At 47.9% G+C, this 12,902-nt stretch carries 12 protein-coding genes; 7 read left to right on the top strand and 5 right to left on the bottom strand.

The genetic code is table 11. The features are described 5' to 3' along the window. Positions 1 to 10 precede the first annotated feature (10 nt). The 5 genes from mnmE to BM025_RS12985 are packed head-to-tail and all read left to right on the top strand — an operon-like array spanning position 11 to position 5,522. Positions 11 to 1,300 carry a tRNA uridine-5-carboxymethylaminomethyl(34) synthesis GTPase MnmE gene (mnmE, locus tag BM025_RS13005; protein ID WP_085849731.1) on the top strand — a complete coding sequence of 430 codons (1,290 nt, stop codon included), beginning with the start codon at positions 11 to 13 and terminating at the stop codon, positions 1,298 to 1,300. A 15-nt stretch (positions 1,301 to 1,315) separates the two neighbouring features. Further along, the gene (mnmG, locus tag BM025_RS13000) at positions 1,316 to 3,196 is read left to right on the top strand and encodes a tRNA uridine-5-carboxymethylaminomethyl(34) synthesis enzyme MnmG (RefSeq protein ID WP_085849732.1); all 1,881 of its coding nucleotides are present in this window, start codon (positions 1,316 to 1,318) and stop codon (positions 3,194 to 3,196) included. Further along, entirely contained in the window at positions 3,197 to 3,814 is a 618-nt protein-coding gene (gene rsmG, locus BM025_RS12995; protein ID WP_085849733.1) for a 16S rRNA (guanine(527)-N(7))-methyltransferase RsmG, read from the top strand. It abuts the gene before it with no gap. After that, positions 3,807 to 4,604, top strand: a complete 798-nt coding sequence (locus tag BM025_RS12990) for a ParA family protein (RefSeq protein WP_085849734.1) — start codon at positions 3,807 to 3,809, stop codon at positions 4,602 to 4,604. Before rsmG ends, BM025_RS12990 begins: the two co-directional genes overlap by 8 nt. Before the next feature lie 3 nt (positions 4,605 to 4,607). Beyond that, entirely contained in the window at positions 4,608 to 5,522 is a 915-nt protein-coding gene (locus BM025_RS12985; RefSeq protein WP_085849735.1) for a ParB/RepB/Spo0J family partition protein, read from the top strand. A 2-nt stretch (positions 5,523 to 5,524) separates the two neighbouring features. Here the strand turns inward: BM025_RS12985 and hemW are convergent, their stop codons facing one another. The 4 genes from hemW to rph are packed head-to-tail and all read right to left on the bottom strand — an operon-like array spanning position 5,525 to position 8,392. Then, positions 5,525 to 6,676, bottom strand: coding sequence for a radical SAM family heme chaperone HemW (hemW, locus tag BM025_RS12980; RefSeq protein ID WP_085849736.1), 1,152 nt, complete (start codon positions 6,674 to 6,676; stop codon positions 5,525 to 5,527). A 2-nt stretch (positions 6,677 to 6,678) separates the two neighbouring features. Beyond that, complete coding sequence (locus tag BM025_RS12975; protein WP_085849737.1) at positions 6,679 to 7,062, bottom strand: RidA family protein; 384 nt, start codon at positions 7,060 to 7,062, stop codon at positions 6,679 to 6,681. Further along, positions 7,059 to 7,679, bottom strand: a complete 621-nt coding sequence (gene rdgB / locus BM025_RS12970) for an RdgB/HAM1 family non-canonical purine NTP pyrophosphatase (protein WP_085849738.1) — start codon at positions 7,677 to 7,679, stop codon at positions 7,059 to 7,061. The genes BM025_RS12975 and rdgB overlap by 4 nt, the downstream gene beginning before the upstream one ends. Next, positions 7,679 to 8,392: a ribonuclease PH gene (gene rph / locus BM025_RS12965; RefSeq protein ID WP_085849803.1), complete on the bottom strand. Its 714-nt coding sequence runs from the start codon at positions 8,390 to 8,392 to the stop codon at positions 7,679 to 7,681. The genes rdgB and rph overlap by 1 nt, the downstream gene beginning before the upstream one ends. 121 nt (positions 8,393 to 8,513) lie before the next feature. On the opposite strand from rph, the gene hrcA reads away from it, so the two are divergent. Then, complete coding sequence (gene hrcA, locus BM025_RS12960; protein WP_085849739.1) at positions 8,514 to 9,578, top strand: heat-inducible transcriptional repressor HrcA; 1,065 nt, start codon at positions 8,514 to 8,516, stop codon at positions 9,576 to 9,578. 49 nt (positions 9,579 to 9,627) lie between these two features. After that, positions 9,628 to 10,140 carry a nucleotide exchange factor GrpE gene (locus BM025_RS12955; protein ID WP_370738064.1) on the top strand — a complete coding sequence of 171 codons (513 nt, stop codon included), beginning with the start codon at positions 9,628 to 9,630 and terminating at the stop codon, positions 10,138 to 10,140. Between the two features lie 6 nt (positions 10,141 to 10,146). On the opposite strand, the gene mutS is transcribed toward BM025_RS12955, so the two are convergent. Continuing rightward, positions 10,147 to 12,774, bottom strand: coding sequence for a DNA mismatch repair protein MutS (gene mutS / locus BM025_RS12950; RefSeq protein WP_085849804.1), 2,628 nt, complete (start codon positions 12,772 to 12,774; stop codon positions 10,147 to 10,149). Between the last annotated feature and the right edge of the window lie 128 nt (positions 12,775 to 12,902).

Raw genomic sequence — 12,902 nt, 5'->3', positions numbered from 1 at the left:
GGGTTAGCCTATGGATACGATTTATGCTCTTGCATCTGCCCGCGGAAAAGCAGGCGTAGCAGTGGTCCGGATTTCCGGGCCTCTTGCGTTTTGGACTGTTGAAAAACTATCAGGATCAGTTCCAAAACAACGTCATGCTTCTTTACGAGTTTTAAAAGATGAACAAGGTGATGTGCTTGATGAAGCACTGGTGATTTGCTTTGGAATTGGAGCGTCCTTTACCGGAGAAGAGAGTGCAGAATTGCAACTGCATGGGTCTATTGCGATTGTGAAATCTGTGCTTGCAGAACTGTCAAAATTTGATGGTTTACGAATGGCAGAAGCAGGGGAATTCACCCGTCGTGCGCTTGAAAACGAACGTCTTGATTTAGCTCAAGTTGAAGGCCTAGCTGACCTCATAGAATCTGAAACAGAGGCACAGCGCAAACAGGCAATGCGTGTTCTGTCTGGTGCTTTGGGGGATAAGGCTTCAGGTTGGCGAACATCACTGATACGTGCGGCTGCCTTGATCGAAGCAACCATTGATTTCGCTGATGAAGACGTTCCCATTGATGTCTCACCTGAGGTTTTAGACATTTTAGCTAAAGTAATGCTAGAATTAGAATCTGAAGTATCTGGCGTACGTATTTCAGAACGCATCCGGGAAGGTTTTGAAGTTGCAATTGTAGGTCCGCCCAATGTCGGCAAATCAACACTGTTAAATGCTCTGGCTGGGCGTGAGGCCGCGATTACGTCTGAAATTGCAGGGACAACACGCGATGTTATCGAGGTTCGTATGGATCTGGCTGGTTTACCTGTTACGCTACTGGATACAGCAGGTTTGCGTGATACCAGTGATATCGTTGAAATTGCAGGGATCGCTCGTGCAAAAGAGCGCGCAGAGATGGCAGATCTTCGCGTTATATTGATTCCATCTTTTGGTGTGACTCCAGAAATTCAACCAAAAGATGGTGACTTGGTTGTTATAGGCAAGGACGATGGCGGATCATCTTTAAACGCTTCTGTTTCAGGCAAGACGGGGCAGGGCATTGAGTGGCTTATCTCTTCCATATCGGATCGTTTGTCGGTCATGGCTTCCGGTGCGTCGACTGCAACACATGAGCGGCACAGAATTTCGATGACAATTGCGTTGTCCACTTTGGAATCAGCAAAAAATGAAGTACTGATGGGCGCAGATAGAGCTGAGATTGCCGCAGAGGATATGCGTACAGCGATTCGAGCACTGGATGCTCTGGTTGGACGTGTTGACGTTGAAAATCTTTTGGATGAGATTTTTTCCAGTTTTTGCATCGGTAAGTAACTGCTGAAATAAGGAATGTTTCACGTGAAACAACGAGATTTTGATGTCATCATAGTTGGTGGTGGGCACGCAGGTGCCGACGCTGCCGCAGCTTCGGCGCGCACTGGTGCAAAAACGGCGCTTGTTACGCTTAAACTTGGCAATATTGGTGTTATGTCCTGTAATCCCGCAATTGGTGGTTTGGGAAAAGGGCATCTTGTACGTGAAGTTGACGCGCTTGATGGTGTTATGGCACGTATAGCTGACAAAGCTGGTATTCAATATAGGCTTCTTAATCGCCGAAAAGGGCCAGCTGTCCAAGGTCCGCGTGCACAAGCTGATCGTAAAATTTACCGTACAGAGATGCTTAACGAACTCTCTAATACGCCAAATCTTTCCATAGTTGAGGGTGAAGTCACTGACCTATTAATGAATGGTGCTGAGGTATCTGGTGTCATTTTGGGTGATGGCAGTGCACTCCTATCGGGCGCTGTCGTTTTAACGACTGGAACATTTCTAAATGGCATAATCCATATAGGTGATCAGAATCATTCTGGTGGCCGAATGGGGGATAAACCGTCTATTGCATTGGCAGATCGCCTTTATGGTTTTGGCCTTCCAATGGGGCGTCTTAAAACAGGGACGCCACCACGGCTTAGTGCTAAAACTATAAATTGGGATATTCTTGAAGATCAACCTGGTGATGAAGATCCAGTGATGTTTTCATTTTTGAATCGTAAACCTTCCGCACGTCAAGTGTCCTGTGGTATCACACACACCAATGAAAAAACTCACGATATTATTCGAGAAAACCTTGAAAAATCAGCAATGTATGGCGGCCATATCGATGGTGTTGGACCTCGGTATTGCCCTTCGATTGAAGATAAAGTTGTTCGATTTTCAGATAAAACATCGCATCAAATTTTTCTTGAGCCAGAGGGGCTTGATGATGACACAGTTTATCCGAATGGTATCTCGACCTCTTTACCTACTGATGTGCAAAAAGCCTATGTTCGTTCCATCACGGGGCTTGAAAACGTTGAAATTCTTCAACCAGGGTATGCTATTGAATATGACTACGTAGATCCAAGAGCCTTGCGACCAACACTTGAATTGCGCGATGTACCCGGACTTTTCTTAGCAGGTCAGATTAATGGAACAACCGGATATGAAGAGGCTGCCGCACAAGGACTTGTTGCAGGTTTAAATGCTGCGAGACGTGCCAATAATTTGGAGCAGGCGCATTTCAGTCGCTCTCAATCCTACATCGGTGTGATGATTGATGATCTTATCACTCGAGGTGTTTCTGAACCGTATCGGATGTTTACATCGCGTGCCGAGTTCAGATTAACTTTGCGTGCTGACAATGCTGATCAGCGCTTAACCCCGTTTGGAGAAGATTTAGGTCTGATCTCGGAAAGCAGAAAAACTGCTTTTAATCACAAAATGGCTTTGCTTTCCGCTGGACGCGACGCACTTCAATCTGAAACTTTTGGTTCAAAGGATATGCGTAGTGTAGGCATAGGCGTGAGTGAAGACGGAAACCGTCGGAGTGCCTATGAAATCCTTTCTTTTCCAGACGTTACATTTTCAAATCTAATTGATCTCAATAAGAATTTTTCAGAAATCAAACCTGAAATTCAGACACAACTGTCTTGCGATGCCCTATATGCAAACTATATCGAGCGCCAAAACCGTGATGTAGAAAAAATGAAGCGAGATGAGGCGCATGAAATTCCAGATGATTTTGATTACTCAGGCCTACGCGGTCTCTCAAACGAGCTCAGATCAAAGTTGACTACTGTTCGACCTCAAACAATTGGACAGGCATTGCGTATAGAGGGAATGACCCCAGCGGCATGTACCCTTATTCTTGCTCGATTGAGGCAGGCCAATCGTGGAAAGGTTGCAAGTTAGATGACTGGAAGTAACAATACTATTTCCGATGTTTCACGTGAAACATTGGAACGCCTGACCATATACGAAACGCTTCTAAAAAAGTGGAATCCAGCAATTAATTTGGTTTCAAAATCATCCCTCGCGGAAATGAGTACACGCCACTTTTCTGATTCTGCTCAATTGTTTAAACTTATGCCACACGATTCTAAAGTGTGGATGGATATAGGGTCAGGCGGAGGCTTTCCTGGGCTTGTTTGCGCCATTATAGCAGCAGAGCTTTCACCAAAAACAGAGTTCCATTTGGTCGAGTCCGACGTACGTAAAGCGACGTTTTTGAGAAGTGTTGCGCGAGAGGTGAATGTATCGGTTTCAGTTCACTCTGAGCGAATTGAAAAAATGACACCCGCTTATGCCGATGTATTGTCGGCGCGCGCGCTTGCACCTCTTGATAAACTTCTGGATTTTTCGAAACCACACCTAAGCAAAGATGGTATTGCTTTATTCCCTAAGGGTGAGAATTATAATTTCGAACTAGACCAAGCTCGAAAAATCTGGAAATTTGAATGCGAAGAGCATGAAAGCACAACAGATTCCAAATCCGTTGTGCTTGGAATTAGGAATATTGAGCGTGTCTGATCCAACTCGACCACAATCCGCTAAAATTGTTGCAATTGCGAACCAAAAAGGTGGGGTAGGCAAGACCACAACAACAATAAATTTGGCTGCGGCACTGACAGAGCTTGGTATGCGTGTTCTTGTTGTTGACCTTGACCCACAAGGAAATGCATCGACCGGATTGGGAATTGACGCTAATCAGCGCGACAAAACAACCTATGATTTAATCATGGGGGATGTGGAAATAGGCGAAATCATCCAAGCTTCACCCACTGAAGGGTTGTATGTCTCACCAGCAACCATTGATTTGTCATCGGCTGATATAGAAATGGTCTCCAACGAAAAGCGGAGCTTTCTTTTGCATGATGCATTACGTCAGCATGCAATTGATGGGTATGCTTTTGATTATATTCTAATCGATTGCCCGCCGTCACTTAGTTTACTGACTGTAAATGCCTTGGTTGCCTCGGATTCTGTTTTGGTACCCTTGCAGAGTGAATTTTTTGCCCTCGAAGGCTTGTCACAATTGATGCTTACGGTGCGCGAAGTACGTCAGACGGCTAACCCAAACCTTAGGATTGAGGGGGTAGTTTTGACGATGTATGATCAAAGGAATAATTTGTCACGGCAGGTCGAGCAAGATGCGCGTGATAATTTGCAGGACCTGGTGTTTGAAACCGTGATTCCACGCAATGTACGTATAAGTGAGGCACCTTCCTTTGCGATTCCTGTTTTGGAATATGATACAAACTCTAAGGGGAGCCTTGCATATCGCGCTTTGGCCACTGAGTTATTGAGTAAACGGAGATAAGTCATGAGCCAACCACCTAAAAATTCAAACCGGCCACGAGGCCTTGGGCGTGGATTGTCTGCACTGATGGCGGATATTCCAAATGATCCTGTTGTTGTCGATCAGGTAAGCGGAGCACGTCGAGCTGATTTAGTTGTCCCAATTGAACGAGTTGAGCCAAACCCTGATCAGCCGCGGCGTCAATTTGTTCAAGAGGATTTGGATGATCTAGCCAATTCCATCCGTGAGAAGGGGGTTATTCAGCCTTTAATCGTGCGCCCAAGCCCACGCGTCGAGGGAAATTTCGAAATTGTGGCGGGTGAGCGCCGTTGGCGTGCCTCTCAATTGGCAAAGCGCCATGACATTCCAATCATTGTGCGCGAGTACGATGACATTGAGGTGCTTGAAGTTGCAATCATTGAGAATATTCAGCGCGCAGACCTTAATTCAATTGAAGAGGCTGCTGGTTATAAGCAATTGATGGAGAAATTTGGGCATACTCAGGAAAAATTGGCTGAGGCTTTGGGGAAAAGTCGCAGTCATATTGCTAATTTGATGCGGTTACTGCAGTTGCCTGATGATGTTCAAACTTTTGTTGTATCGGGAGATTTATCGGCGGGCCATGCTCGAGCCCTTATTACATCTGAAAATCCATCTGAATTGGCACGTATTGTTGTCAAAAAGGGCTTGTCTGTTCGAGATACGGAGAAGCTTGCCAAGCAAGAAAAAATGCCATCATCACCCAAAACGCGCGTAGTGAAGCCTACAGGTGAAAAAGATGCAGATACGCGCGCACTAGAAAGCGATCTATCAGCTGCAATCGGTATGAGTGTTAGTATTGCCCATAAATCGGGTTCGGAAAGTGGTATTTTATCTATAAACTACAAGGACCTAGATGATTTAGATGCATTATGCCAAATGCTGTCGCGTGGGGTCTGAATTTAGGGAATAAGTTCGCGCAAAATTGCGTTTAGAAGTGGGCGACCTTTCGGTGTAACTGAAAGGCGTCCATTTTCTGTTTCAATTAGGCCATCTTCGCTCAAGTATTTGTTCTGGATGATAAAGTCTTTTCCCTGAATATCTGAAGCACGATCAAGATCGACACCTTCGGATAGGCGAAGCCCCATCAATAGAAATTCTGTCAGCTGTTCATCCGCTGGAAGTTTTGTACATGATCCTTCACCTGAACCTGTTTTACGTACTTTTTCTAACCATAGTGCAGGGGAGAGTGGCGTATCGGTCGCGTACCTTTGTCCATTTATTGTCACGCGACCATGAGCGCCGGGGCCTATGCCCGCATAGTCACCATAACGCCAATAAATTTCATTGTGACGGCTTTCAGAACCCTTTTGAGCATGATTAGACACTTCATATGCGCTCATTCCTGCCGTATTACAGATCTCTTGCGTGGCAAAATACATATCTGTTGCGGTGTCCTCAGTTGGGAGTCCGCTAAGTCTTCCACGTTTGTAACGATCACCAAAGGCTGTTCCGTCTTCAATGGTGAGTTGGTAAAGTGACAAGTGGTCGACTGCCATATCAAGAGCTTCTTTAAGTTCAATCGACCAGTCCGCAAGCGTTTGCTGTTGGCGCGCATAAATGAGATCAAAGCTGATACGCCCAAAAGTTTTCTGTGCAATATCAAAGGCTTTTCGTGCATCTTGGACTGAATGCAAGCGTCCGAGCGCCTTGAGATCATTTTCTCTCAAAGATTGAATACCCATAGAGAGGCGATTGACGCCAGCGTCGTGATAGCCTTGAAATCGGCCGGCCTCGACTGATGTTGGATTGGCCTCAAGGGTGATTTCGCAATCATTGGCAAGCGTCCAGCGTGCGCGGATGCGATCCAAAATTGCATTCACAAGCTCTGGTGACATTAGTGATGGTGTTCCGCCGCCAAAAAACACAGAATTTAGTAATCTTCCCTGAGTTAGGGTCGCAATTCTATCAATTTCAGAAAGGTAAGCAGTTTGCCAATCGGCCTCAATTATCGTGTTTGAAACATGTGAGTTAAAATCACAATAAGGACATTTTGCTTGGCAAAACGGCCAGTGAATATAGAGCCCAAAGCCGCCGTTTTGCCAATCTTCCATGATTATCCTTTGAACGCTGTGACTTCGATTTCGATCAACATTTCAGGTTTGATCAATTCAGCCACAACCATTGTTGCTGCGGGCCGAATGTTTGCAAATGCTTCGCCAAGTGCGGGCATAATCGCATCAACCAAGCTTGCATCAGTCAATGTGTATTGAACACGCACGATGTCGGTCATGTCAAAGCCGCCCTCATTCAGGGCCTTGGCTATTGTTTTAAAGCAATTACGTGCTTGGTCCGCGACTGATGCCGGCATTTTCATGGTGGCGTAATCGTAGCCCGTGGTCCCTGAAACGAAACACCAATCGCCCTGCACGACAGCACGCGAATACCCCATGGTTTTTTCAAAGTCTGAATCAGATGAAATCAATATACGTTTGCTCATGTGTTAATATCCTTAAAGGGCCCTGCCATAAATTTAGCAAACGCTTCGGCACGGTGGCTCATGGCTTGTTTGCTGGCGGGGTCCATTTCGGCAAAGGTGATGTCGTAACCAACCGGTACAAACATTGGATCAAATCCAAAGCCAAGATCACCGCGCGTTGGCCAAGTGAGACTTCCCTCAACTTTGCCCTCAAAAACTTCGTCGTGACCATCCGGCCATGCCAAACACAATGTACAGCAAAAGCGAGCAGTGCGCGGGGCAGGGGCATTTTTTGCCTCAAGTAAATCCCAGACCTTTTTCATCGCCATAGGAAAGTCGCGGCCATTCGGCGTTTCCGCCCAATCGGCAGTGTAGACACCAGGATAACCGTTCAACGCGTCGACCATGATGCCGCTGTCATCTGACAATGCGGGTATGCCGCTTTGTTTTGCTGCATAGTGCGCCTTGATGCGTGCGTTACCTGCAAAGGTGCTTTCTGTTTCTTTGGGTTCATCAAACCCAAGATCACCCGCTGAAATAACTTCGATCCCAAATGGGGCAAGTAAGGCGGACATTTCGCGCAGCTTGCCTTTGTTGTGAGAGGCTAGGACTATTTTATCACCATCAAAACTGCGCATTAGGCCACCGCAGCATTTTGAGCAGCAACAAGATCGGTGATACCTTTTTCAGCCAAATCAAGCAGTTCGTTCATTTGATCACGCGAATAAGTGGAACCTTCGGCACTCATTTGTGTTTCAATCATGCGCCCATTTGCGAGCATGATAAAGTTGCCATCGACACCAGCCTCGGAATCTTCAGGATAGTCGAGGTCAAGCAAAGGTTGGCCCGCATAGATGCCACAAGATACCGCCGCCACGTTGGAAATCAGCGGGTCAGTTGTGATATCACCCGCTTTGATTAGCTTGTTGACCGCAAGACGTAGGGCGACCCAGCCACCAGTGATAGAGGCACAGCGCGTGCCACCATCAGCTTGGATCACATCACAATCGACGGTGATTTGACGTTCACCCATCGCAACACGGTCGACACCAGCGCGCAAAGACCGACCAATGAGACGTTGAATTTCAACAGTACGGCCACCTTGTTTGCCACTTGCGGCCTCGCGACGCATGCGCGATGTGGTTGATCGCGGTAGCATACCGTATTCGGCAGTGACCCAACCTTGACCAGAATTGCGCATAAATGGCGGCACGCGGGGCTCAATCGTCGCAGTACATAGAACGTGCGTATCACCACAACGGATCATGCAGGACCCTTCGGCATGTTTGGTCACGCCCGTTTCAATGGAAATTGAACGCATTTCGTCTAGAGCTCTACCGGAAGGTCGCATATTTTGTCCTTTGACTGATGTTTGATCTGACATAGCCAAGTGTTGGCGTTTGGTGCAAGTGGCATTGACCCCATGGCAGCATGTCTTTTAACTGCAAATATACATAATTTTTGGCGGACCCATGCCCGATCGCACCAATTTGATTTCCGAGATGAACGATAGATCACGCGAAGTGTTTCGCCGGGTGGTCGAGGGCTATCTAGAAAATGGCGACCCTGTGGGGTCTCGTAGTCTGACACGCACGATGAACGAAAAAGTGTCTGCCGCGACGATCCGCAATGTGATGTCGGATCTTGAGCATCTCGGGTTGCTGGACAGCCCGCATATTTCTGCGGGGCGCATTCCGACACAGCTTGGGTTGCGCATGTTTGTCGATGGGCTTTTAGAGGTCGGCAAAGTCGATCAGCTTGATCGCGCCAAAATCGAAGAAACATTTAACACCGATCAGGGCGATGTCAGTTCGACACTTGATCGTGTGGGCTCTGTGCTGTCTGGCATCACCCATGGGGCCAGTCTTGTTTTAACGCCCAAACATGAAGCGCCCGTGAAGCATATCGAATTTGTCAGTCTTGATCCGTCGCGTGCGCTGGTGGTGTTGGTGTTTGCTGATGGTCATGTTGAAAACCGCGTGTTTGCGCCACCGATTGGGCAAACTGCGTCGTCTATGCGCGAGGCTGCGAATTTTTTAAATGCGTTGGCACAGGGAAAAACACTTTCCGAATTGCGTCGAAGTGTTGAGATTGAAATCAAAACCCGTCGGCAAGAGTTGAATACGCTGGCCGCTGAAATGATTGAAAATGGTGATGCATTTTGGCAGGGTGAAGGTGATCAGAATGAACGCTTGATTGTGCGTGGTCGTTCGAATTTGCTGGGAACTGGAGCCGAGAAAGACGAACTGCAACGCATTCGCAGTCTCTTTGATGATCTGGAACAAAAGCGGGATATCGCCGATTTCCTTGAATTGGCCGAAGATGGGGACGGAGTCCGTATTTTTATTGGCTCTGAGAACAAACTTTTTTCGCTTTCGGGTTCCTCTTTGGTGGTTTCTCCTTATATGAACGCAGAGCGAAAAATTATCGGTGCTGTTGGCGTCATTGGGCCGACTCGTTTGAACTATGGGCGGATCGTTCCAATTGTCGATTATACGGCGCAGCTTGTTGGCAAAATTCTGTCCCGCAAGTCTTAAAAGGTGAAACATGACGAATTCGAACAAAGACCTCGATGCTGAATTTGACATGGAAGTTGATGATCCCATCGATTTTCTTGGAGAAGATTCAAGCGAAGAAGAAATCGAACAGCTGCGCGCTGAGCGTGACGACATGCGTGATCGCTTTATGCGGGCGATGGCGGACGCTGAAAACTCACGTAAGCGGTCCGAGCGCGATCGGCGTGAGGCTGAAAATTATGGAGGTTCAAAGCTTGCGCGTGACATGTTGCCAGTATTCGACAACCTCAAACGGGCAGTTGATACCATAACAGACGAACAGCGCGAGGCACAAAAAGCGCTTATTGAGGGCATTGAGCTAACCATGCGTGAGCTTTTGAATGTTTTCAAAAAGCACGGTATTGATGCGGTTGCCCCTGAAGTTGGTGACAAGTTTGACCCCAACATCCACGAAGCAATGTTTGAAGCACCAGTTGCTGGCACAAAAGCGGGTGACATCATTCAGATTATGAATGTTGGCTTTATGATCCATGATCGTTTGCTGCGCCCTGCGCAGGTCGGTGTGAGTTCCACGCCAGCTTAAACTGATCTAAACGCCTGAAAGTGCTTTTAGCTCGTACAGCAATTGAAGCGCCTCACGAGGCGTTAACTCGTCGGGAAGTATCTCGGCGAGTTTTTCATCTGAAGCACTCGGCCCCTTTTCCACCTGAAGTGGCATTGGGGTTGGGGTGGCGGAAAAGAGCGGCAAATCATCAATGATCGCCTTTGGTGACGTTTTGGTTTTAGAATCTCCCTTTTCCAATGCATCCAAAACAATCCGTGCACGTTCCACAACAGCAGCGGGCAACCCTGCAAGTTTGGCTACCTGCACACCGTAAGACCGATCTGCTTTGCCTTTAATCACCTCGTGCAAGAAAATCACGTCGCCCTCCCACTCTTTGACAGCAACAGTTGCGTTATCAGCGCCAGAAAGCTTGTCAGACAGTGCGGTCATTTCGTGGTAATGCGTGGCAAACAGGGCACGTGATTTGTTTACGTCGTGCAGGTGTTCCAGCGTGGCCCATGCAATGGATAGCCCGTCATAGGTTGCAGTGCCTCGACCGATTTCATCCAAAATCACCAAAGCGCGATCATCGGCCTGATTGAGAATGGCAGCAGTTTCCACCATTTCGACCATAAACGTGGATCGCCCACGGGCCAAATCATCAGATGCGCCCACACGTGAAAACAATTGCGATACGATGCCAATGTGTGCTGATGTTGCGGGCACAAACGACCCCATTTGGGCAATCAATGCGATCAACGCGTTTTGGCGCAAAAATGTCGATTTACCGGCCATATTGGGACCAGTCAAAAGCCAAATCGCAGCGCCGTCTTTTCCGTCTGTGAGGCGGCAATCGTTCGCCACAAACTGGGATTGGCCTTGCTTGCGCAAAGCGCGCTCAACGACAGGATGTCGGCCGCCTTGAATATCAAAAGATCGACCCGAATCCACCATAGGGCGTACCCAATTTTCACCAACAGCCAAATCGGCGAGCGCAGTTGTTAAATCAAATTCAGCCAATGCTTTGGATGCTTCGGCAATGCGGGGGGCTTCTTTAATGATTTCAGTTTTAAGTACTTCAAAAATACGCTTTTCTATCTCAAGCGCGCGCCCGCCTGCATTGTGAATTTTGGTTTCTAGCTCGCTTAACTCAAGCGTCGTAAACCGCACTTGGTTTGCAGTGGTTTGACGGTGAATAAAAGTTTCACTGTGCGGTGCAGACAGCATTTTTTCGGCGTGTGTAGCTGTTGTTTCGATGAAGTAGCCCAGCACATTGTTATGTTTGACTTTGAGGGACTGAATACCAGTGGTTTGAGCATACTGTGCCTGTAGCGATGCGATTACGCTGCGGCCTTGGTCGCGCAATTTTCGGCACTCATCAAGCTCTTCATCATAGCCTTGTGCAATGAAGCCGCCGTCGCGTGACAAAAGTGGTGGCTCGGAAATCACTGCCGCATCGAGTAAATCAATGATAGCATCATGACCTTGCAAAAGGGCCATATTTTGCTGAAATAGGGTCGGAACTTGACTGGAATTCAAGGTTTGCTCAATCGTACGAGCTTGGGATAATCCGTTGCGAATGGCAGTTAGATCACGTGGGCCCGCGCGATCAAGACCAAGGCGCGATAGGCTGCGCTCCATGTCTGGCACTTTACGTAACATATCCCGCAGCGTGCCGCTTTGCTGTTTGTTTGTGAGCGTGAACTCAATGGCATCAAGGCGGGTTTGGATCAGATTCACATCACGGGATGGGCTGGACAGTCTGCGTTCTAATAATCTGCCACCTGCGGCAGTCACCGTACGGTCCATTGCTGCAATTAAGGATCCTTCGCGACCACCAGAAAGCGCATGAGTGATTTCTAAATTACGGCGTGTCGCGGCATCAATTTGCATCGCGCCACCGACATTTTCGCGCAAGGGTGGACGCACCAGTGGAAGTTTTCCTTTTTGCGTGATTTCAAGATAATCGACGATCGCTCCCATGGCTGAAATTTCGGCCAGCCCGAAAGGGGCAAAGGCATCCAAGCTTGACACACCAAACAGCTCTTGCAGTCGTTTTGTGGCGGATGTGCTATCAAACGAACTTCGCGACAATGGTGTTGTTGCTGCTTCAAAATCAGGCACCAATTCGGCCCAATTAGATATATTTGCCTCAGACACAATTAATTCGGATGGGTTCAATCGGGCCAATTCGGGCGCAAGGCGCACCAAAGGGCAGGGCATCACATGAAATGCGCCAGTTGATATGTCAATCCAAGCCAAAGCACCGTCATCTCGAACTTCTGCGTATGCGGCCAAAAAGTTGTGGCGGCGTGCCTCAAGCAGGCTGTCTTCTGTTAATGTGCCGGGTGTTACAAGACGCACGACATCGCGCTTTACAACAGATTTTGCACCCCGTTTTTTGGCCTCGGCGGGGCTTTCAAGTTGTTCGCAGACCGCAACGCGAAAGCCTTTTCTAATGAGGGTTAAAAAGTACCCTTCGGCGGCATGATGAGGGACGCCACACATAGGAATGTCGTCGCCATCATGTTTGCCGCGCTTGGTGAGTGCTATGTCGAGCGCTTCTGATGCAGCAATCGCGTCATCAAAGAACATCTCGTAGAAATCACCCATGCGGTAAAACAGCAAAGCGTCGCGGTGGCGCGATTTGATTTCAAGGAACTGCGCCATCATTGGTGTCACGGTAGGTTTTTCAGCGGCCACGTGGGAATTCCTTGGTTTTATTTCGACCCCAATTTAGCGGCATGTCGGGCAGGGTAAAGGGCGCATGCGTTCTTTTGTTGAGTGAGGGGCGGTAGGTC

Source organism: Pacificibacter marinus (assembly GCF_900109555.1).
GTDB lineage: Bacteria > Pseudomonadota > Alphaproteobacteria > Rhodobacterales > Rhodobacteraceae > Celeribacter > Celeribacter marinus_C.
Note: the sequence above shows the minus strand (reverse complement) of the source record. Positions and strands in the feature narration are given on the sequence as shown.